The sequence below is a fragment of the Paraburkholderia phytofirmans PsJN genome, from assembly GCF_000020125.1.
Taxonomy (GTDB): Bacteria; Pseudomonadota; Gammaproteobacteria; order Burkholderiales; family Burkholderiaceae; genus Paraburkholderia; species Paraburkholderia phytofirmans.
The window spans coordinates 3,020,973-3,041,631 of record NC_010681.1 but is presented as its reverse complement, the minus strand read 5'-3'; the positions used below and the strand labels follow the sequence as shown (position 1 = coordinate 3,041,631).

The 20,659-nt window shown below is 63.5% G+C and carries 17 protein-coding genes; 11 read left to right on the top strand and 6 right to left on the bottom strand.

Going from position 1 to position 20,659, the window contains the following annotated elements; translation table 11 throughout:
• The first annotated feature begins 67 nt into the window (after positions 1-67).
• The 7 genes from BPHYT_RS13315 (at position 68) to BPHYT_RS13285 (ending at position 8,599) form a co-directional block, all read left to right on the top strand.
• Entirely contained in the window at positions 68-1,417 is a 1,350-nt protein-coding gene (locus tag BPHYT_RS13315; protein WP_012433676.1) for an NAD(P)-dependent oxidoreductase, read from the top strand.
• 68 nt (positions 1,418-1,485) lie between these two features.
• Positions 1,486-2,820, top strand: a complete 1,335-nt coding sequence (gene preA, locus BPHYT_RS13310; RefSeq protein WP_012433675.1) for an NAD-dependent dihydropyrimidine dehydrogenase subunit PreA — start codon at positions 1,486-1,488, stop codon at positions 2,818-2,820.
• A gap of 144 nt (positions 2,821-2,964) precedes the next feature.
• On the top strand, positions 2,965-4,476 hold the full coding sequence (locus BPHYT_RS13305; RefSeq protein WP_012433674.1) for an NCS1 family nucleobase:cation symporter-1: 1,512 nt from the start codon (positions 2,965-2,967) through the stop codon (positions 4,474-4,476).
• A gap of 66 nt (positions 4,477-4,542) precedes the next feature.
• Entirely contained in the window at positions 4,543-5,994 is a 1,452-nt protein-coding gene (hydA, locus tag BPHYT_RS13300; RefSeq protein WP_012433673.1) for a dihydropyrimidinase, read from the top strand.
• A gap of 355 nt (positions 5,995-6,349) precedes the next feature.
• Positions 6,350-7,132 (top strand): amino acid ABC transporter substrate-binding protein, encoded by a 783-nt coding sequence (locus BPHYT_RS13295; protein ID WP_012433672.1) that lies wholly within the window; start codon positions 6,350-6,352, stop codon positions 7,130-7,132.
• Between the two features lie 22 nt (positions 7,133-7,154).
• Positions 7,155-7,832 (top strand): amino acid ABC transporter permease, encoded by a 678-nt coding sequence (locus BPHYT_RS13290; RefSeq protein WP_012433671.1) that lies wholly within the window; start codon positions 7,155-7,157, stop codon positions 7,830-7,832.
• Complete coding sequence (locus tag BPHYT_RS13285) at positions 7,832-8,599, top strand: amino acid ABC transporter ATP-binding protein (protein ID WP_012433670.1); 768 nt, start codon at positions 7,832-7,834, stop codon at positions 8,597-8,599. The genes BPHYT_RS13290 and BPHYT_RS13285 overlap by 1 nt, the downstream gene beginning before the upstream one ends.
• Positions 8,600-8,719: 120 nt before the next feature.
• On the opposite strand, the gene leuA is transcribed toward BPHYT_RS13285, so the two are convergent.
• Positions 8,720-10,438, bottom strand: a complete 1,719-nt coding sequence (leuA, locus tag BPHYT_RS13280; protein WP_012433669.1) for a 2-isopropylmalate synthase — start codon at positions 10,436-10,438, stop codon at positions 8,720-8,722.
• 278 nt (positions 10,439-10,716) lie between these two features.
• On the bottom strand, positions 10,717-11,613 hold the full coding sequence (locus BPHYT_RS13275) for a class I SAM-dependent methyltransferase (RefSeq protein WP_012433668.1): 897 nt from the start codon (positions 11,611-11,613) through the stop codon (positions 10,717-10,719).
• Positions 11,614-11,879: 266 nt separating this feature from the next.
• On the opposite strand from BPHYT_RS13275, the gene BPHYT_RS13270 reads away from it, so the two are divergent.
• Positions 11,880-12,209: a hypothetical protein gene (locus tag BPHYT_RS13270; protein ID WP_012433667.1), complete on the top strand. Its 330-nt coding sequence runs from the start codon at positions 11,880-11,882 to the stop codon at positions 12,207-12,209.
• A gap of 315 nt (positions 12,210-12,524) precedes the next feature.
• A complete protein-coding gene (locus BPHYT_RS13265) occupies positions 12,525-13,013 on the top strand; it encodes a hypothetical protein (protein ID WP_012433666.1) in 489 nt (162 codons plus the stop codon).
• Between the two features lie 110 nt (positions 13,014-13,123).
• Here the strand turns inward: BPHYT_RS13265 and BPHYT_RS13260 are convergent, their stop codons facing one another.
• The 3 genes from BPHYT_RS13260 to BPHYT_RS13250 form a co-directional block, all read right to left on the bottom strand.
• Positions 13,124-14,998, bottom strand: coding sequence for a hypothetical protein (locus BPHYT_RS13260; RefSeq protein WP_012433665.1), 1,875 nt, complete (start codon positions 14,996-14,998; stop codon positions 13,124-13,126).
• A 139-nt stretch (positions 14,999-15,137) separates the two neighbouring features.
• Positions 15,138-16,421, bottom strand: a complete 1,284-nt coding sequence (locus BPHYT_RS13255) for a DUF3443 domain-containing protein (RefSeq protein ID WP_012433664.1) — start codon at positions 16,419-16,421, stop codon at positions 15,138-15,140.
• A 70-nt stretch (positions 16,422-16,491) separates the two neighbouring features.
• The gene (locus BPHYT_RS13250; protein ID WP_012433663.1) at positions 16,492-16,956 is read right to left on the bottom strand and encodes a DUF2844 domain-containing protein; all 465 of its coding nucleotides are present in this window, start codon (positions 16,954-16,956) and stop codon (positions 16,492-16,494) included.
• Positions 16,957-17,416: 460 nt separating this feature from the next.
• On the opposite strand from BPHYT_RS13250, the gene bamC reads away from it, so the two are divergent.
• Positions 17,417-18,646, top strand: a complete 1,230-nt coding sequence (gene bamC / locus BPHYT_RS13245) for an outer membrane protein assembly factor BamC (RefSeq protein WP_012433662.1) — start codon at positions 17,417-17,419, stop codon at positions 18,644-18,646.
• A gap of 181 nt (positions 18,647-18,827) precedes the next feature.
• The gene (locus BPHYT_RS38650; protein ID WP_012433661.1) at positions 18,828-18,983 is read left to right on the top strand and encodes a hypothetical protein; all 156 of its coding nucleotides are present in this window, start codon (positions 18,828-18,830) and stop codon (positions 18,981-18,983) included.
• 508 nt (positions 18,984-19,491) lie between these two features.
• Here BPHYT_RS38650 and BPHYT_RS13240 read toward each other — a convergent pair.
• Positions 19,492-20,418 (bottom strand): DMT family transporter, encoded by a 927-nt coding sequence (locus BPHYT_RS13240; protein ID WP_012433660.1) that lies wholly within the window; start codon positions 20,416-20,418, stop codon positions 19,492-19,494.
• Positions 20,419-20,659: the final 241 nt, after the last annotated feature.

The following is a 20,659-nucleotide window of genomic DNA, read 5'->3' as shown; positions in this document are numbered from 1 at the left end:
GTCCCGGCGCCGCTCGAAGCGTGGCCGGCAGGAGCGGCTACGTCCTCACATCGAAGAAGGAACGAGTATGGCCATCAAGCAAACCGGCGATATTGCCGCTCAGCGGCTATCGCCCGAGCAGCTCTCGTGCGAGTTCTCCGACATCGCGCCCCTGCTCGACGCAAGTGCCGCAGCCGCGGCGGCGAGCCGCTGCCACTACTGTTACGACGCGCCGTGCGTGAACGCTTGCCCGACGCAGATCGACATTCCCAGCTTCATCCGCAAGATCAGCAACGGCAATCTGAAGGGCTCGGCCGTGGATATTCTGTCGGCCAACCCGCTAGGCGGCATGTGCTCGCGCGTCTGCCCGACGGAGATTCTGTGCGAAGGCGCTTGCGTGCGGAACCATCAGGACGCGAAGCCGGTGGCGATCGGCGCGCTGCAACGTCACGCCACGGATTGGGCAATGGCGCGCGGCGAGGTGCTCTTCAAACGCGCGGCAGAAAGCGGACGGCACGTCGCGGTGGTCGGCGCGGGTCCGGCGGGCCTTGCCTGTGCGCATCGGCTCGCGCTGGCCGGCCACAACGTGACGATTTACGACGCGCACGAAAAAGCCGGTGGCCTGAACGAATACGGTATCGCCGCCTATAAAACCGTCGACGACTTTGCGCAGCGTGAAGTGGAGTGGCTGTGTTCTGTCGGCGGCATCGAGATCAAGCACGGCGTGTCGCTCGGACGTGACGTCGACCTCGACACGCTCCGCAAGCAGCACGACGCGGTGTTCCTCGCGATTGGCCTCACCGGCGTGCGGGCGCTCGCGATGGACGGCGAAGACCTCGGCGGCGTGATGAACGCGGTGGACTTCATCGAGCAGGTACGCAGCGCGAGCGATCTCGGCACGGTGCCGGTGGGCCGCCGCGTGGTCGTGATCGGCGGCGGCAATACGGCGGTGGACGCTGCCGTGCAAAGCCGCAAGCTCGGCGCGACGTCGGTGACGATGGTGTACCGGCGCGGCGTCGAAGCGATGAGCGCGACCTGGGCCGAACGCGACTTCGCGCAGACCAGCGGCGTCACGCTCGTCACGCATGCCGCGCCGATGCGTCTGATCGGCGACGGCGGCGTGGTGACAGGTGTCGAATTCGCGCGCACGTCGAAGGATGGTGGAGAGGAGCGCTTCGTGGTCGAGGCCGACATGGTGCTCAAGGCGATCGGTCAAACGCTGGTGGCGGTCGGCATCGAGCGTGAGTTGCTGACGTTGGACGGCAGCCGCATCGCGGTCGATGCGAATGGCCAGACGTCGCTCGCGAACGTGTGGGCCGGCGGCGATTGCGCGGCCACCGGCGGCATCGACCTCACGGTGCAGGCGGTGCAGGACGGCAAGATCGCCGCTGCCGCGATCGACGCTCAGTTCGCTCGCACAGCGGTAAAAGCCGCCTGAAGCGAATCGAGCCAAGCCTGACGAAGCGTCATACCAGACAAAAAACAGCAGTCCCCAAGGAGCCGAACATGGCCGATCTGCGCTGTACGATTGCCGGCATCACTTCGCCGAATCCTTTCTGGCTCGCCTCCGCGCCGCCGACCGACAAAGCCTATAACGTGAACCGCGCCTTCGAAGCAGGCTGGGGCGGCGTGGTGTGGAAAACGCTCGGCCTCGACCCGCACGTGGTGAACGTCAGCTCGCGCTACGGCGCAGTGCAATGGAACGGCCAGCGCATGGCGGGCCTGAACAACATCGAGCTGATCACGGACCGCCCGCTCGACGTCAACCTGAAGGAGATCACGCAAGTCAAACGCGACTGGCCGGACCGCGCGATGATCGTCTCGCTGATGGTGCCGTGCAACGAACGCGACTGGAAGTGGATTCTGCCGCTCGTCGAAGACACCGGCGCGGATGCGGTCGAACTGAATTTCGGCTGCCCGCACGGCATGAGCGAGCGCGGCATGGGCGCGGCCGTCGGGCAGGTGCCTGAGTATGTCGAGATGGTCACGCGCTGGGTGAAGGAAGGCACCAGGCTGCCGTGCCTCGTCAAACTCACGCCGAACATCAGCGACATTCGAACGGGTTCGCGCGCGGCCTATAAAGGCGGCGCGGACGGCGTGTCGCTGATCAACACGATCAACTCGATCGTCGCCGTCGATCTCGACGCGATGTCGCCGTTGCCGATGGTCGATGGCAAGGGCACGCACGGCGGCTATTGCGGCCCGGCCGTGAAGCCGATCGCGCTGAATATGGTCGCGGAAATCGCGCGCGATGTGGAAACGCCGAATCTGCCGATCTCCGGCATCGGCGGGATTACGACATGGCGCGACGCGGCCGAATTCATGGTGCTCGGCGCGGGCAGCGTGCAGGTCTGCACCGCGGCGATGCACTACGGATTCCGTATCGTTTCCGACTTGACCGACGGCCTCTCCAACTGGATGGACGAAAAAGGCTACGCGACACTCGACGATATTCGCGGCCGCGCCGTCCAGAACGTTACCGACTGGAAGTACCTGAACCTGAAATACGACATCAAGGCGCGCATCGACCAGGACAAGTGCATCCAGTGCGGTCTGTGTCATATCGCCTGCGAAGACACGGCTCACCAGGCCATCATGAAAGAAAAAGATGGCGTCCGGCATTTTGAAGTGATGGACTCCGAATGTGTCGGCTGCAATCTGTGCATGCACGTGTGTCCGGTCGAGCAGTGCATCTCGATGGAGCGCGTCGACAACGGCGAATACGCGAACTGGACCACGCATCCGAACAATCCGGCGCGCGTGGACGCAGGCGTGAGCGCATCGGCGGACACGGCTGAAACCGCCGAGCACGCGCACGCGCACGCGGCAAAAGCCGCCTGAAACAGGACGTGGTTGAAGAAAACTAAAGCAAACTGAGGCAACCTGAAACAAACGCAGCGCTAGTACTGAACCTGTCATTCCCCAAAAGGCCCGACGCGCCGACAGAAGCCGCGCGGGCCTCAACGATCGAGTGGAGAGCTCTAGATGAAGCAGACAGCGCAACCCGCCGACCCGCAGTTCGCGGCCGGCGTGCAGGGCAGCAGTCTTTACAACGACGATCTTGCGCCGACCGGCGTCGCGCAGCGCACGTGGAAGTGGTATCACTTCGCAGCGCTGTGGGTCGGCATGGTGATGAACATCGCGTCGTACATGCTCGCCGCCGGCTTGACGGAAGAGGGCATGTCGCCGTGGCAGGCAGTCGCGACCGTGCTGCTCGGCAACCTGATCGTGCTGGTGCCGATGCTGCTTATCGGCCACGCGGGCGCGAAGCACGGCATTCCGTACGCGGTGCTGGTGCGCTCCTCGTTCGGCACGCAGGGCGCCAAATTACCGGCAATGCTGCGCGCCATTGTCGCGTGCGGCTGGTACGGGATTCAGACTTGGCTCGGCGGCAGCGCGATCTATACGCTGCTCAACATTCTCACCGGCAACGCGCTGCATGGCGCGGTTCTGCCGTTTCTCGACATCTCGCTCGCGCAGCTCGCGTGTTTCCTCGTGTTCTGGGCGCTGCAAATCTACTTCATAGTTCATGGCACCGATTCGATCCGCTGGCTCGAAAGCTGGTCCGCGCCGATCAAGATCGTGATGTGCATTGCGCTGGTGTGGTGGGCGACGTCGAAAGCGGGCGGTCTCGGTTCGATGCTGTCGGCGCCGTCGCAATTCGTGCCGGGCGGCAAGAAAGAAGGCTTGTTCTGGGCCACGTTCTGGCCGGGCCTCACCGCCATGGTCGGCTTCTGGGCCACGCTCGCGCTCAATATCCCCGACTTCACGCGCTTTGCCAGAACGCAGCGCGATCAGATCATCGGCCAGTCGGTCGGCTTGCCAGTGCCGATGGCGCTGCTCTCGGTGATCTCGGTGGTCGTCACGTCGGCGACGGTGGTGATCTACGGCAAGGCGATCTGGGATCCTATCGATCTGACGAGCCGCATGACCGGCATCGGCGTGGGCGTCGCGCTGATCATCCTGACGCTCGACACCATGTGCTGCAATCTCGCGGCAAATCTCGTCGGGCCTGCTTACGATTTTTCGAGCCTGTGGCCCAAGGGCATTTCGTATCGTGTCGGCGGCATGATCACCGCGACCATCGCGATCGTGATGATGCCGTGGAAGATTCTCGCCACCACGCAGGGTTATATCTTCACGTGGCTGGTCGGCTACTCGGCGCTGCTCGGTCCGGTTGCGGGCATTCTGATGGTCGACTATTTCCTGATCCGCGGCACGCGTCTCGACACGCGAGAACTGTTCGACGAACACGGCGAATACAGCTACACGGGTGGCTGGAATATCGGCGCGGTGGTCGCGCTCGTGATCGGCGTGCTGCCGAATCTGCCGGGCTTTTTGCATACCGCGTTTCCGGCCTCGTTCCCGAACGTGCCGGCGATCTTCAATACGCTCTACACGTATGCGTGGTTCGTCGGGCTCGCGTTGGCGTCGATCGTATACAGCGCGTGGATGAAGCTCAGCAAAGGACCGAGCGCGCGCGTGGCGAGCGCATAAACCAGCCATATGAGCACCAACGAATTACGCAGCACCGAAACCAGCAGTTCATAAGGAGGCGGCAACATGACGACCCTGATTCGCGGCGGCACGATTATCGACGCGGAGAACACCTATCGCGCGGACGTATTGTGTGCGGACCCGCAGGACGGCGGCACGATTCTGCAGATCGGAGCGGACCTGGAGGCGCCCGCCGGCGCCACGATCGTCGATGCGGGCGGGCAGTACGTGATGCCCGGCGGCATCGATCCGCACACGCATATGGAGCTGCCGTTCATGGGCACCACGGCGAGCGACGATTTCTACACGGGCACGGCGGCGGGTTTGTCGGGCGGCACCACGAGCATCATCGATTTCGTGATTCCGAGCCCGAAGCAGCCGCTGATGGACGCCTTCAAGGAATGGCGCGGCTGGGCCGAGAAGGCGTCGTCGGACTATGGCTTTCACGTCGCGGTGACGTGGTGGGACGACTCGGTCTATCGCGACATGGGCACGTTGGTGCACGAACACGGCGTGTCGAGCTTCAAGCACTTCATGGCCTACAAGAACGCCATCATGGCCGACGACGAAGTGCTGGTGAACAGTTTCTCGCGTTCGCTCGAACTCGGCGCGCTGCCGACCGTGCATGCGGAAAACGGCGAGTTGGTGTTTCAATTGCAGCGGCAGTTGCTGGCGAAAGGCTTTACCGGTCCGGAGGCGCATCCGTTGTCGCGGCCGCCCGAAGTAGAAGGCGAGGCGGCCAATCGCGCGATCCGGATCGCGCAGGTGCTGGGCGTGCCGGTGTATATCGTGCACGTATCCTCGAAAGACGCCGTCGATGCAATCGCCCGCGCCCGCAGCGAAGGTCTGCGCGTGTTCGGCGAGGTATTGCCGGGCCATCTGGTGATCGACGAAGCGGTGTACCGCGATCCCGACTGGACCCGCGCGGCCGCCCACGTGATGAGCCCGCCGTTCCGTTCCGCCGAGCATCGCGAGGCATTGTGGCGTGGTTTGCAAGCCGGCCAGTTGCACACCACGGCGACCGATCACTGCGTGTTCTGCGCGTCGCAGAAAGCCATGGGACGCGACGACTTCACGAAAATCCCGAATGGCTGCGGCGGCGTGGAAGACCGCATGGCGGTGCTCTGGCATCACGGCGTAAACTCCGGGCGTCTCACGCCGAACGAGTTCGTGCGCATTACGTCGACCAATGCCGCGCAGATCTTCAACCTGTATCCGCGCAAGGGCGCGGTGCGGGTCGGCGCGGATGCCGACCTCGTGGTGTGGGACCCGAACGCGAGCAAAACGATTTCGGTGAAGACGCATCATCAGAAGGTCGACTTCAACGTGTTCGAAGGCATGACCGTGCAAGGCGTGGCGATGCACACGCTGACCCGTGGCGCGCTCGCCTGGACCGACGGCGAGTTGCGGGCGGTGCGCGGCGCCGGCCGTTACCTGAAACGTCCGCCCAACGGCGCCTACTTCGACGCGATCCGCGTCGCCAACAAGCGCAAGGAACCGCATCCGGTGGAGCGGTAAGCCTTTCGCAAACCGACGGGCGGCGCCGTTTTCAAACGCGGCGCCGCCTGTTTTTCTCCTGCCGCGCGTTCGCCGCGGCGAGACCTCTCGCGTTTTCCCCGATGGCGCACCGCATGGGTTCCGTGTTGCGATGCATGCCGCGTCTGTCTATCTGCTGTAGAGTTGGAATCCACGTGATAGTGGAGGCCACGGCTGTTCACTTAGCACGCAAGCGCATATCGATCGAAAACCTGATCCTTTGTAAAAACGCAGGCCGTTTGCTACAGTCCGCCCACTCTGCCCGGCGCAAACGCCGGCGGGGACTGTCCAACACAAGACTCAGCCACTCGCGTGGCACATTTGACGGAGCCGCCTGATGAAATCGATTCGTTCCATTCTGCTGATCGCGTTGTTCCAGGCCGTGGCCGTGAGTTCCGCATTCGCCGCCGACGAACTCGCGCAGATCAAATCCGCCGGCGTGTTCAAGATCGGCACTGAAGGCACCTATGCGCCGTTCACGTACCACGACGAATCCGGCAAGCTGACCGGTTTCGACGTCGAGATCGGTACGGAGATCGCGAAGCGTCTCGGCGTCAAGCCGCAATTCGTCGAAGGTAAATGGGACGGTCTGATTGCCGGCCTCGATGTGAACCGTTACGACGCGGTGATCAACGAAGTGGCGGTGACCGATGCGCGCAAGGCCAAATACGATTTCTCCGACCCGTACATCACGTCGCACGCGGCGCTGATCGTGGCGTCGAACAACACCACGATCAAGAACTTCGACGACCTGAAGGGCAAGAAGTCGGCCAATACGCTGACCAGCAACTTCGGCAAGATCGCGGCGGCGCACGGCGCGGAAGTGATCCCGGTGCAGGGTTTCAATGAGTCGATCGATCTGCTGACCTCGGGTCGCGTCGATGCCACCGTCAACGACTCGCTGTCGTTTCTCGACTTCAAGAAGCACAAGCCGGATGCGAAAGTGAAGATCGCCGCGCTCGATACGTCGGCAGACAGCAGCGACAAGTCCGCAGTGCTGATCCGCAAAGGCAACCCCGAATTGCAGGCCGCGATCAACAAGGCGCTCGCCGACATGAAGAAAGACGGCAGCTACCTGAAAATCTCGCAGAAGTATTTCGGCAAAGACGTCTCCCAGTAAACGCCTTCAGCGAGTCTGAATCATGCCGGCATGGTTGCATCTGATGGCGCAGTCGCTGTGGCCCCTGCTATATGCGGGGCTCGTCTTCACCGTGCCGCTTACGCTGATCTCGTTCGCGATCGGGCTCGCGTTGGCGTTTCTCGTCGCGCTGGTCCGGTTGTTCGGGCCGAAGTGGGCCGTGGCGATCGTGCGCTTTTACGTGTGGCTGTTTCGCGGTTCGCCGTTGCTCGTGCAGCTGTTCGTGATCTTCTACGGCTTGCCGAACGTGGGCATCGTGCTCGATCCGTTGACGGCGGCGATCATCGGCTTTTCGCTGAACGTCGGCGCGTATAACTCCGAAGTGATACGCGGCGTGATCGAGTCGATCCCGAAAGGGCAGTGGGAAGCGGCCTATTCGATGGGGATGACGCGCGAGCAGGCCCTGCGTCGCGCGATCCTGCCGCAAGCCGCGCGCGTCGCGTTGCCGCCGTTGTCCAATTCGTTTATCGCGCTGGTGAAGGACACCTCGCTCGCCGCGGTGCTGACCGTGCCCGAGGTGTTTCAGGCCGCGCAGCGGATTGCGTCGGTGACTTACGAGCCGCTGATTCTGTACACGGAAGCGGCGCTGGTTTATCTGGTGTTCAGTTCCGTGTTGTCGTCGGCGCAAGTCAGGCTCGAGCGCAAGTTCGGGCGCCACGCACTTTTCCAGGCAGGCAACTGATGATCCGACTGGAAAAAATCGACAAGTATTTCGGCGGCCTGCGAGTGCTCAACTCGGTCGATCTGCAACTCGCCTCGGGTAATGTCACCGCGCTGATCGGTCCGTCGGGCAGCGGCAAGAGCACGCTGTTGCGTTGCGTGAATCTGCTCGAGATTCCCGAGTCCGGTTCGCTCGAACTCGGCGATCAGCGGCTGGAGTTCAGCCGCGACCACCGGCCTTCGCGCGAAGCGGTGCTGACGATTCGCCGCCGCACCGGCATGGTGTTTCAGAATTTTCAGCTGTTCCCGCATCTGACGGTGCGGCAGAACGTGATGGAAGGCCTGCTGACCGTGCAGAAGTGGGACAAGGACAAGGCGCGGGCTCGCGCCGACGAATTGCTGGAAAAGGTCGGCATCGCGCACAAAGCGGATGCGTGGCCTTCGACGCTGTCCGGCGGCCAGCAACAGCGTGTGGCGATTGCGCGGGCGTTGGCGCCGTCGCCGGAAGTGCTGTTGTGCGACGAGCCGACCTCGGCGCTCGACCCCGGTCTCGCCGCGGAAGTGGTGGAGGTGCTCAAGCAACTCGCCGTTGAAGGTATGACCATGCTGATGGCCACGCACGACTTGCGGCTCGCCGCGACGATCGCGCGTGATGTGGTGTTTCTGAATAACGGCGTGGTGGTGGAGGCTGGACCGTCGCGCGAGATCTTCATGCAGCCGCGTGCACCGGAAACGGAGCGTTTCGTTTCGACGCTGACGCATAGTCTGCCGGATGAGTGGACGCAATGATGCGGACCTGATGGCAGTCACGTGGCAATGTGGCCATGCGGCTGGATAAAAAAGGGGGCGTTGCCGGAACGCCCCCTTCGCACATAACCGCTACAAGTCTGTCACTGACTGCAGAGACCCTTAAACGCCCACGCTCTCCGCGGCATCGTTCATCGCAGCGTCGAAGAAGTTCTCCTGCGCCTGCGCATTGACTCGAGCATAAGCGCGATTCACCCCGCTGATCACCGCGCGAATCGACGCCGTCACCAGATTGGCGTCGATGCCGACGCCGAACGCGCTGCCGGTCACATCGGCGCCGGCCATTTCAGCGACGGCCACCGCTCGGGCATCCGCGCCCTGCGTCAACGCACGCTCTTCATAGTGCTGAATCCGCACCGGTACGCCGATCGCGTGCATCAACGCGTCGAGCGGGCCATTGCCTTCGCCGGTCAACACACGCCGCGTGCCGTGGATGTCGACCGTCAGTTTGATGCGCTCGCGTCCTTCGCGCTCGGACAGGCTGTGGCCCACATAATGAATCGGCGCCGTGTTCTGCACATATTCCTGCTGGAACAATTCCCAGATCTGCGCGGACGTGACTTCCTGGCCGCTGTCGTCGGTGAAGCGCTGCACGGCCGAGCTGAAGTCCACTTGCAAGCGGCGCGGCAACACGACGCCGTAGCCCTGTTCGAGCAGATACGCGATGCCGCCCTTGCCCGACTGGCTGTTCACGCGAATCACCGAGTCGTAGGTGCGGCCGAGATCGGCCGGATCGATCGGCATGTAGGGCACTTCCCAGACCGCGTCCGGTTTCTGCACCGCGAAGCCCTTCTTGATCGCGTCCTGATGCGAGCCCGAGAAGGCCGTGAACACCAGATCGCCGACATACGGATGACGCGGATGGATCGGCAGTTGCGTGCATTCTTCAGCGGTACGCGCGACTTCGTTGATGTTCGAGAAGTCGAGGCCCGGATCGACGCCTTGCGTGTACAGGTTCAACGCGAGCGTGACGAGGTCCACGTTGCCGGTGCGCTCGCCGTTGCCGAACAAACAGCCTTCGATACGATCCGCGCCGGCCATCACGGCGAGTTCTGCCGCCGCCACGGCGGTGCCGCGATCGTTATGCGGATGCACGGAGATGATCAGCGAATCGCGGCGCGCGAGGTTGCGGTGCATCCACTCGATCTGGTCCGCGTAGATGTTCGGCGTGGACATTTCGACGGTGGCCGGCAGATTGACGATGGCTTTGTGTTCCGGCGTCGGTTGCCAGACGTCGAACACGGCGTCGCAGACTTCTTTGGCGAATTCGATTTCGGTGCCGCTGAATACTTCCGGGCTGTACTGGAACGTGAACTGCGTTTCCGGCATGGTGGCGGCGATGCGTTTCATCGTGCGCGCTGCGTTTTGCGCCAACTCCTTCACGCCGCTCTTTTCCAGATTGAAGACGATCTTGCGGAATTCCGGCGCGGTCGCGTTGTACAGGTGGACGATGGCGCGCGGCACGCCACGCAAGGATTCGAAGGTGCGCTCGATCAGGTCGTCGCGCGCTTGCGTCAAGACTTCGATGGTGACGTCGTCGGGGATGTGGCCGCCTTCGATCAGTTCACGCACGAAATTGAAGTCGGTCTGCGAAGCGGACGGAAACGCGACTTCGATTTCCTTGAAGCCGATCTGCACCAGCGTCTTGAACATGCGCATCTTGCGCTGCGCGTCCATCGGCTCGAACAGCGACTGATTTCCGTCGCGCAGGTCGGTGCTCATCCAGATCGGCGGGTGCGTGATGGTGCGCGACGGCCACTGGCGATCCGTCAAGGTGACGGGCTTGAACGAGCGATACTTGGTAGCGGGGTTCTTTAACATTTTCATCATCCGTGGGTGAGACCAGGTAGCTGGGAGTCGACCGGACGACGAAAAGACATGACGAGGCGCCGGTCGAAAACCGGGGCTGGGTCAGTTACTGGGGAATTTTGCGGTGCTTCGGGTGTATCAGATGGAAGCGCGCAGCAGCAGACCTAGCCCGGTAGAGGGGGCTAGTAGTAGCGATAGGATGGTCTGGGCGCGGTACATAGTGCGCAATAGGACCATATTATCGGGACGGCGTCAAGCGCCGTCCCCTTGTGGATCGAGAGGGGCGGGCGTCAATGCGCGGGTTTCACGAAGCGCAAGGTCATGCGGTCCGATTCGCCGATCGCCGCATATTTCGCCCGGTCGACGTCGCCGCCTTCGAAGGTTGGCGGCAGTGACCAGACGCCGTTCGGGTAATTTTTGGTGTCGCGCGGGTTAGCGTTCACTTCGCTCTTGCCGGACAGTTCGAAGCCCGCCGCGCGCGCATGTTCAATGACGTAGTCTTCCGTCACGTAGCCGGTGTCGATGGTCTGCTGCAGCGAGGTGCCCGGCGCCGCGCGATGTTCCTCGACACCGAGCACGCCGCCTGGCTTGAGCGCCGCGTAGAACGCGCGCAGGTTGGCGTCGATCTGGCCGTCCTTGATCCAGTTATGGATGTTGCGGAAGGTCAGGACTTCGTCGACGCTGGCATCGGCCGGAAAACCGCTGAACTGGCCGGCGTGCAGCGTGCCGACCACGACATGGCCGTAGACGGCGGGCGTGGCCGCCAGCTTGTGGGCAAACGCGGCCCGATTGGCCTGTGCCTCCGCCGATGGCGCACTCTGCGGGCCGTCGTACTGCGCCTCATAGAGCTTGCCGTGGTCACGCAGATACGGCGCGAGGATATCCGTGTACCAGCCGCCGCCGGGTTCGATCTCCAGCACGCTTTGCGACGGCGCGAGTTCGAAGAATTGCAGCGTTTCTTTCGGATGGCGGTAGATGTCGCGGGCGCGGGCCTTGTCGCCGCGTTGCGGTCCGGAAATCGCGGCATCGAGCAGCGCCGGACTGGCCGATGCGGATGCGGCAGTCGAACTGGAAGTCGCGGCCGATGGGCCGGCGCAGGCCGCCAGCAGCAGCGTTGCGGTGAGCGCCGCAAGCGCGGCGCGTAGCGTGCGAGCCTGAAGATTGGGTTGTGGGTTCATGATGTCCATTATCGGGCGCGATCGCGCGGGAAGGAAATCGGTAATCGGCATAAGGATAGGCGCTTGCCGGGTTTTGCGTGGCGCTCGCCGCAACCGGAATAAAAGACCGTGCCCGCCGGTTTCCCCTACTGACGCGCCGCGCCCTGAAGGTCGCCGAATCCGAAGCGCGGCGTGGCGCGTATAAATGGGTGTGTTCAGCGTTGGCCGTCGCGTGTGGGCCTGTTGTGTGCCGCGCGCGACTTGATCCCCTTCACTTCATTTTGCCGGAGGCAGGTATGAAACGAACATCGACGATGTTGCGGGTAGGGCGGTTTTTGCTGTGCGCGGCTGCATGCGCGGTTGCCGCACAGGCGGGCGCGCAGGGTTTGAGCCCGCAGGACGACATGAACGCGCCGCAAAACAGCACGCGCTTGATGCCGAACGCGGCGCGGGGCAGCGAATATCCGACGCACGGCAACCAGCAAGCAGGCGAAATGAACCTGAATCCAACCGACCCGCGCGCGCAACTGGTCAACGGCTTGCCGAATCACACCAATTCCGGCGGTTACGGTTCGCCGCTCGCCGGTGTGCGCACCTACGTGCAACCGCCAATGCCGTCGAATTGAGCGGACGCGCCGACGACGGTCGTGCCGCATCGCGCGCTGAACAGCAGCGCATCCCTGCACGAACTGTTCTGTTTAATTGAGCCTCTTTCGGGCGATGGGGCCGCGTGTGGCCTGAATACGGGCACGGGCAGCGTCCGGACACGATCCGCTGCGTATCGTTCTGCGTGACCACAGAGACGCCGATGATCAAAAGAATCAGCCGCGAACGCGCGGTGCTGTAGCGCCGGATCGATGTACCCAGCGGGCGCCGAATGCCGCTGCCGGTCAGGCAGGCCGTAAGCTACAATTGCCGACGGCTTGAAAAACGGAACATCAATGAAGATTCGGATTCTCCCTCTCGTCTGCGTCACGACCGCTGCTGCGCTGCTGACGGGCTGCACGGCCGTCTACAAGAACACGGACGCGTGCGAACAGTTGATGCGAAGCAAGCTGGCGGAAACGTCGCCCGATACGCTCAAGATCACCCATGCCGCAACAGGCATCCACGGCTCGCGCGTGGTGGTCGAAGGATCGATTGAACATGTGGTGGCCCCGGCGTCCGCGTCCGCGGCGGCGAGTGCGCCGCTTGCGGACTCGGCGGTGGCTGTCGGTGCGGCGGGCGCGTTAAGCGCGTCAAACGCGTCAAACGCGTCGAACGCGTCAGATGCATCGGCAACCAAAGCGTTCTGGTTTAAATCTGCCAAGACGCGGAAGACCGTCACGCCGGCGGCCGCGGAGTGCACGTTCAACGGCCCGACGTTGAATGTATTCAACTGGCTCGCGCCGGCCAATCTGGTGGCGCCGGCCACCGACGCGACCGAATAGCGCGGCGCGCGCGGAAATTCAAGCCAACCTCATTCAACAGGCTCGCGCCGGCCAATTTGGTGACGCCGGCCACCGACGCGACCGACTAGCACAGAGCGCGGCGCGGAAACTCAAGCCATCGCCTCGTCTCGCTTGCGTTGCTTCGCCCGCATCCGCCCCAGCACGCATTCCGCGAACGCCTGCGGACGCCCTTCAAAGCAACGCTCCACCGCCCGCGTATCGATCAGACGCTGCCGCAAGGCCGTGCGCTCGCCGTGGGCGTCGATCATTCGCACAGCGGCGGCGATGTAATCCTCGCCGCTCTCTGCCGTGGTCCACGACGGCATGCCCACGCGCTCGAACAGCGCGCCGTCGATCCGCTCGAACACTTCCGGCCCGCGCTTGCAGATGCCGGGCAAACCCAGCGTAAGCGCGTCGACAATACCGTTGGTATTGCCGAACGGAAACGGGCTGAGGAACAGATCGGAGCGATTGACGCGCGACAGGTAGCCCGCGTATTCGTGAAAGCTATGCACGAAGGCGCGCGGCAGCGTCTGGCGGATCACGTCGCGCATGCGTTCGAGCGGTAAACCGAACGGCACGCCGCTCATGAAATGAAACTGGACCGGCGTCGCCGCGCGCTCGCCGATTTCACGGCACGTTTCGAGAAAGCCGGGATTGAGCTTCATTGCGCTGGCCGTGATGACGATCTCCAGCGTCTCGCGTGACGGCGGAATCTCGGCGACGATGTCCGGCAGCGCAACCGATGGCCGGTACGGTTGACCGTCTTTCGGCAGCTTCATCAGACGCTCGCTGAAACAGGCAGGGTTGCCGACGTAGTCTTCCTCCACGCTGACGTAATCGATCTTGTCGGAGTGCGTGGTGGCCGGGTGGCCGAGGCCGGCGATCTGCAGCGGCGCAACGCGCAGGTTGGACATGAACACCGTGAGCGCGAACATGCCGACGCTCGGCATATAAAGCACGTCGGGCTGTTCCGCCTCGGCGAAATCGCGAATCGTTTTAAGACACTCGCCGATATATTCCGGCTCTTCAAGTTCGATGAAACGGTCGAACGCCGCGCGCCCGACATCGTCCACGGCGTAGCCGAAGCCGAATGCCACCACTTCGAAATGCTCGCGCGCGGCTTCGAGCGTGAGCGAGTGCGTGCGGTAGATCGAATGGGCGCCGCTGAACCACTCGAGCACGACCAGCATGAGCGGTTTTTTGCCGCGTTGCTTGCGGCTTTTCGCGCGCGCCAGTTGTGGCGCGGGAATATCGGTCAGTCCCAACTGGTCCAGCTTGCGCCGGACCAGCGCGTTGATGTCCCGCTTGATCTCGTGCCGCCGCGGCGTGTCCGCGTAGCTGCAGAACATATACGCGTTATGCAGCAGCGCGGTGGGCAGGTCGTCGAGGTCGTCGATCTGCTGCAGTTTGCCGGGCAGCCATTCCATGAGCGCTTCGCGTTTGAGGTGCGCGCTCGCCGAGCCTTTGAATACCGGCGCCAGCAAAACGAGTGCTAGACAGGCGGCGAGCGATTTGTCATAAGCCCACAGCGCGGCGAAGTTAAGTTCCAGTTCGGACTCGGTCGAATAAAGCACGCACAGTTTTTCGATAAAGCTGTCGCCAAGCAGAAACTGCGTGTTGTCCGGACCGCGCGGATTAAGGTGACGGCTTACGTGGTCCGCATTGCCGAACGGCGTGCAGGCAAACACCACTCCAACCCATTCGTGCAGTGTCAGAAGCAATCTGAAACACTCGGGCGGCAACTGGAATGCCGGGTCCGCGAACAGGGTTGAAGCCGCGCTCGCGAGGCGTGTGCAGAAGCGCTTGCGTTGCTCGGCAGGCGGCAGATCGGCCATGCCCGAGGCGCGAAAGCTGCCGTCCAGCTCGCCGCGCTTCTGCTGCAGAAGCGCCAGCGCGGCAATGAACTGGATCGCGGCTTTTACATGCTGCCGCGTGTAGACGAGCTGCTCGAAATGATCGAGCGAAAAAGTGGATTCTTCCATCTGCCGACAAGTCCAGAATTTGCATGACTAACTAATTGAAACGGAGTTAGCCGGAGCGTGGAATTATCTCAGCCGGTGGGTCCCAAATTTATCGGCTAGATGAGTTTGCGAAATTTCAGCGTCGAAAGAAGCCGGCGGTTCAGAACGCGTAATACGGCCCCGGGCCCGCCGACGTCTCGCGCGAGGCGATGGCGGTATAAACGCGTCGTCCGAAGAAGAACGGCAAGCCCCAGCCGAAGCCGCTGCTGGCCACGCCGGCCAGATTATTGAACGCGTTGTTCGACGACGTGAACAGCGCGCTCGAATTGCCGATCGCAAACGACACCGTGTTCGACGCGCCATCCGTGCCGGTGATCGCGGCGTTCGCGGCTTGAGTCGAAGCCGGGCAGTACCAGAGGCCGCACTGCGGGAACTGGCTCGTGCGGAAGAACAGCCCATTCGAGCCGCTGTCGACGTAGCTTTGCGAATAGGTCTGCCCGCCGCTCGCCGTGACGACGTAGCCCGTCACCGGATTCGCCTTGAGGACGCTGGCGCCGTTCAGCGTGTTGTTGGCCTGGGTGCCGATGCCGAAGATCATCGAGCCGGATACGCTGGCCGCGCCGGCATCGGCGATGGCCGGCAGGTCGATCACCACGCCGTTGTTGTCGAGTGCAAAGCGGCTGACCGGATTGGTCACCTGCTGCGCCAGGGATTGCGTGCTGGCGAGACAGGCGCCGCTGGCGTCGCAGCTGTAGTACCAGCGCGGCAGCGCGGCGCTGACGCAGCCGCCGCCGCAGTCGGCCGCGAACAGGCCCACGCCGAGAATGCCGTTCGAGCGCAGGCCGGCCACCGTCTGCATGGCGCGGCCGGACCCAGCGCAGTCGGTGGGCGCGGTGGCGAGCGCGGGATCGGCGATCGTCTGGATCGGGATCGAGGCGGCCAACTGGCCCGCCATGCGGACATCCGCGCTGCGTACCGCGCCCCACGTGTATCCGCCGCCGAACACCGCGCATTCGCCCGCAATCCCGCTGCCCGATGCGATCGCCGCGAGCGGCAGGTCCGCCGGCAATGCGGACGCGAGAATCCTGAGTCCGTGCGAACCGGTGTCGACCTGGATGTTGTCGATCGTCGCGCAATGGCTGGTGCCGGGCTGGCAGACGGTGACGCTCGTCGTCAGCATGTTGCGCGTCAGCCCCGGCGCGGCGCTGACGGCGATCGGCTGGACGTTGGGCGTGCTTGAGCGCGGCACCGAAGCCCCTGGACTCGCGCCCGAGGCCTCAGGCGGCGCGGCGGCTATCGGCGCGCTGGCGGCGTCCGGGTTGCTGCCAGGTGCGGCCGAGCCGGTCTGGGACGTGGCGGCCGGTGCGCCGCCGCCACCGCCGCCGCATCCCGCCAAGGCGGTGCAGACCAGCAGCAGGGCATACAAGGAAAGGGCAGATTTCATGGCGTGGCTCATGTTCGTCGAGGGTTCGTCGAGGGGGAGTTTTGATGCCAAGTGCGGGCGCGGGGGCGCCTCACTGGAAATCGTCGGCCGTCACGCCGGGCGGGAGCGCCGCAGGCAGCCATGCGCGACCCGCGTAGCCGCGCATCGGGCCGCCGGATTCCACGATCAGGTCCGGCCGCGCCACCCGGGAGACGTGCAGATTGCCGTCCGCTGTCGCCGCCGCGGCGCCGGCGCGATACGAGGTGGCGTACTTGCCGAGCAGCGCGGGCAAGTCCGGCATGGTTGGGCCTTGCCACGCGTAGGCGATGATCTGGCCGGTGTTCGTCGCGTACTCGGCGATGGTGGTGTTGCCCGCGTCGGTGAGCGTGCGCATGCGCAGCGCCCCGTTCAACATGGCGCGCGGCGCGCTGGCGCTCGCTTCCGCCCTGGACGGCATGACGCCCCCCAATTCGGCGCGCGCGTCGAGGCTCGCGGACAAAGCGGCAAAAGCAATCGCCGAGGCTGCGAGAGTTGGCGTAAGAGTAGGTAATGGCATGACGGTCGGTCCCGTGGCTGAAGTGCTCAAAGGCTTCTGGTGATGTCCATTTCAAGATATCACTCGGGTTTTTGAACCGTTACTGGAAGCCGTATTCGGCTATTTGGATATATCGAAATTGGCCGTGAGCGGAGTTCGGAAAGTGCTGTGGAATCAATGATCTGACGACGGCGTAGGGCGCATCTGACACGGCGTTGGGAAATGTAGGCAAGTGTTAAATTGGCCGTGCGTCAGGTCTCTTTCGGGCGCGAAAACGAGCCGCTTGCGGCACACGGAAAGGCGCTCTGAAGTAGACGCTTCGGCGTCCTTTTCGCGCGTCGATTCCGCGTCGTTTGCACGCGTCTCGCGCTGCTCAATTCACGGGCAAACCCGGGTTTTTGCACATGACTCGCCGGGATCGGTAAAATGTTGGGTTGATCCACGGAAACTTGCCGTGGCGTAGCGGAAGGATTCCCCGAACATGACTGATCTTCGTCTTACCAAGCGGTTTGCAGTAATGCTGATGGCAGGCGGTCTGGTCGCCGGCTGCGGCACGTCGTCGCCGACCAAAGTCGACTACAAGAGCGACTCGAAATCGAAGCAGGTGTCACTTGCCGTACCGCCGAACATGATCGATGAGACGGCCGATCAGCGTTCGTTGCCCCCGCAGGGCGGCGAAACCTCGTTGTCCACGCTCAAGCAGGTTCAGGCGCAAGCGCCGTCGGCCAATTCCGTGGTGGTGGCGCCGGCGGTCAACGGCATGCATATCCAGCGCGACGGCACGGAAAGCTGGCTCGTCATCGACAACAAGGCGCCCGAGCAGGCATGGCCGCAGATTCGCCGCTTCTGGCAGGAACAGGGCTTCCTGCTGGTGGTCGACCAGCGCGACAAGGGCGTGATGGAAACCGACTGGAACGAAACGCACGCGCAGATCAACGAAGGCCTGATCCGCAATACGCTGTCCAAGGCCATGGGCAACAGCTACGTGACCTCGGAACGCAACAAGTACCGCACGCGTCTGGAAGCGGCGCCGAACGGCGGCACGTACGTGTTCGTCAGCCAGAAGGGCATGCGTGAGGCGCTGACCGGCACGAACAACGACTCGAGCACGTGGGTGGCGAAGCCGAACGATCCGGGCCTCGAGCAGGAATATCTGAAGCGTCTGATGGCGGCGCTGGCACTGGCCGATTCGCGCTCGAAACCGGCTGACGCGCAAAACGCCGACCTGTCGGCCGGCGCGCAGACGGCGCCGAACGCGGCCACTGCGGGCGCCAAATCGGCGGCTGCGGCCACGGCGGCGCAAAACGTCTCGCTGTCCGCCCAGCAACCCTTGCCGGCTGCGGACGCGAACGGCACCGAAGCCCAACTGTCGTCGACGGAACTCACGCTCGGCGAGCCGTACGACCGCGCCTGGTTGCGCGTGGGCCTCGCGCTCGACCGCAGCAACTTCACCGTCGACGACCGCGACCTGACCCGTGGCCTGTACTTCGTGCGCTATGTCGATCCGAAGGACATGACATCGGCGGAACAGGGCTTCTGGAGCCAGGTTTTCCACGGCAGGAAGGAAAAAGTTGCCAAGCAGTACATGGTGAACGTGCGCGCGGTGACGCCTAACCAGACGCGCGTGGCCGTGGTCGACGACAAGGGTACGATTGACCAGAGCCCGCAGGCCAAACAGATCATGAGTCTGATGGCCGACCAGTTGCACTGAGCAGGGCCGCCGCAGGGCGGCAACGCTATCCGAACCCGCCCGAGGCACACTCCGGGCGGGTTTTTTTTTGCCCTGAGATTCCGGCAACACCTTGCCGATAAGCGATCGTCCGGTGCATGCGCACGTCTTTTGCTTGGTTCCCTAAATACCGGCCCGATCCGGCGTTCAACGGGAGATGACCATGTTCGACGTGATTCCTTACTGGATGTGGGCGGCGAGCTTGCTCGTCCTGGCGCTGGTCTGCGGCGCGGCCTTGAGCCCGCGCGAATCGCCGCGGCCAACCGGCCTGCGGCTTCGGCATGGCACGGCGCAGCGCACGAAGTGGCCAACGCTGTGACCCGGCCCGTCGGCGGGGCCGCTTCGTGCGGCCTCATGTAACGTGACGTTACCCCGGTGACGTAACTTTCCAGGCCTTCCTGAACACCATTCTCCGCAACCTCCGGCAGCAGAAAAAATCAATAAAAATCAAAAGGTTGCCGCTAGTTTTTTTAACGATATGTAAAAACTGGCACATAAGCTGCTTTTACAGACTCATGGGGCCGGATTGCATGACCCGGCGTGAGTTGGCAGCGATTCCCGATCGACGATCCAAAACGATCCCAGACCATTCCAGCATCGGCCGACGAACCGATGTTTCGCCCGATGACGGCCTGCGCGCGCGGCGCGCGGCCTCGGTGGCCCCGTCGCCTATCCTCGTAGGGCGACGGTTTCGCCCGCACTCCGACATGGAGTGCGGGCTATTTTTTTGGTGTGCTCGGGATTGGTTGCGGCCGTCGGGGCGGCGCGAAACATGAGAGTCGGCGACGCCGGGTAAGCGTCGCGCGGAATGACGCGAGTATCAGATATCAGGTATCGGCGCGGCGCGTGCCGAGCCACGGCAGACGCTTGATCACGCCGGTGGCGAGCGCAGTGCCGACCAGAATCACGCCGCAGCCTTCGAGCATGCCGGGCGAGACGCCTTCGCCGAGAAACAGCGCGCCCCACAGAATGCCGAAGATCGGAATGACGAAGGTCACCGTAATCGCGCGCGCCGGTCCGGCCACCGCGATCAGATGGAAGAACAGCATATACGCGACGCCGGTACAGGCGACGCCGAGCGCGATCACCGCGCCCCATGCGTGCAGCGAGATGGGCGCCGCCGGCCAGTAGATCACGGCGAGCGGCAGCAGCACGATGGTGGCGCCGGTCATCGTGCCGGTGGCGACGGTGAGGGCGTCGACGCCGGTCAGATGGCGCTTGGTGTAGTTGGCCGCGATGCCGTACAGCAAGGTGGCGCCGAGCGCGGCGCCGGCCGCGAGCGCGGTGGTGAGCGGCGTCGCCGGCGTGCCATTGGGCGCGGCGATCTGATCCCACACCAGCATTAGCACGCCGAGAAAGCCGATCACCAGACCGAGCGTGCGCAGCGCGCTCAATCTGTCGCGCAGCCACAGAAAGCCGACTAGCGCGCCCCACAGCGGCGTGCTCGCATTGATCACCGACGTGACGCCAGCCGACAGCGTCAACTCGGCATAGGCGAACAGGCAGAAGGGCGCCGCCGAATTCAGGATGCCGACCACTAGCAGCGGGAAGGCCCGCGTGCGCAGGATCGTTGCGGACTGGCGCAGCGGACGTCGCGCGATCAGTACGATCGCGAGAAAGGCCGCGCCGATGCCGACGCGCAGCGCCATCAAAGGCGCGACGCCGAAGTCGGTGACGCCGACCCGGATGAACAGGAACGAGGCACCCCACAGGGCGGCGAGAATCAGCAACTGGAACAGGTTTTTAGCATTCATCGAGGTGGCGCCACGCGCGGTTGAGTCGCGACGCCTGTGCATCGTAGCAGCGCAGTCATGCGAAACGTTTCAGGCTGGAATGAAACGGCAAGATCCGGGAGACGGAGGCATTTGATAATTTGATAATGGTTGATCGTAAGCGCAGCGGCGGCCCGCGCAAAACGAGCAATTCTCACGCTGATGTGAGAAATATTGCGATCTGGATGGTGGAGCGGGGCGCAGATGCAGAGGCGGGTGAATA

Excerpts from the sequence above, each read along its gene's own strand:
- BPHYT_RS13315 (WP_012433676.1), top strand. The coding sequence starts at position 68 with ATGGCCATCAAGCAAACCGGCGATATTGCCGCTCAGCGGCTATCGCCC.
- BPHYT_RS13285 (WP_012433670.1), top strand. The coding sequence starts at position 7,832 with ATGATCCGACTGGAAAAAATCGACAAGTATTTCGGCGGCCTGCGAGTG.
- leuA (WP_012433669.1), bottom strand. The coding sequence starts at position 10,438 with ATGTTAAAGAACCCCGCTACCAAGTATCGCTCGTTCAAGCCCGTCACC.
- BPHYT_RS13270 (WP_012433667.1), top strand. The coding sequence starts at position 11,880 with ATGAAACGAACATCGACGATGTTGCGGGTAGGGCGGTTTTTGCTGTGC.
- BPHYT_RS13305 (WP_012433674.1), top strand. The coding sequence starts at position 2,965 with ATGAAGCAGACAGCGCAACCCGCCGACCCGCAGTTCGCGGCCGGCGTG.
- preA (WP_012433675.1), top strand. The coding sequence starts at position 1,486 with ATGGCCGATCTGCGCTGTACGATTGCCGGCATCACTTCGCCGAATCCT.
- BPHYT_RS13265 (WP_012433666.1), top strand. The coding sequence starts at position 12,525 with ATGAAGATTCGGATTCTCCCTCTCGTCTGCGTCACGACCGCTGCTGCG.
- BPHYT_RS13275 (WP_012433668.1), bottom strand. The coding sequence starts at position 11,613 with ATGGACATCATGAACCCACAACCCAATCTTCAGGCTCGCACGCTACGC.
- BPHYT_RS13250 (WP_012433663.1), bottom strand. The coding sequence starts at position 16,956 with ATGCCATTACCTACTCTTACGCCAACTCTCGCAGCCTCGGCGATTGCT.
- hydA (WP_012433673.1), top strand. The coding sequence starts at position 4,543 with ATGACGACCCTGATTCGCGGCGGCACGATTATCGACGCGGAGAACACC.
- BPHYT_RS38650 (WP_012433661.1), top strand. The coding sequence starts at position 18,828 with ATGTTCGACGTGATTCCTTACTGGATGTGGGCGGCGAGCTTGCTCGTC.
- BPHYT_RS13240 (WP_012433660.1), bottom strand. The coding sequence starts at position 20,418 with ATGAATGCTAAAAACCTGTTCCAGTTGCTGATTCTCGCCGCCCTGTGG.
- BPHYT_RS13290 (WP_012433671.1), top strand. The coding sequence starts at position 7,155 with ATGCCGGCATGGTTGCATCTGATGGCGCAGTCGCTGTGGCCCCTGCTA.
- BPHYT_RS13260 (WP_012433665.1), bottom strand. The coding sequence starts at position 14,998 with ATGGAAGAATCCACTTTTTCGCTCGATCATTTCGAGCAGCTCGTCTAC.
- bamC (WP_012433662.1), top strand. The coding sequence starts at position 17,417 with ATGACTGATCTTCGTCTTACCAAGCGGTTTGCAGTAATGCTGATGGCA.
- BPHYT_RS13255 (WP_012433664.1), bottom strand. The coding sequence starts at position 16,421 with ATGAAATCTGCCCTTTCCTTGTATGCCCTGCTGCTGGTCTGCACCGCC.
- BPHYT_RS13295 (WP_012433672.1), top strand. The coding sequence starts at position 6,350 with ATGAAATCGATTCGTTCCATTCTGCTGATCGCGTTGTTCCAGGCCGTG.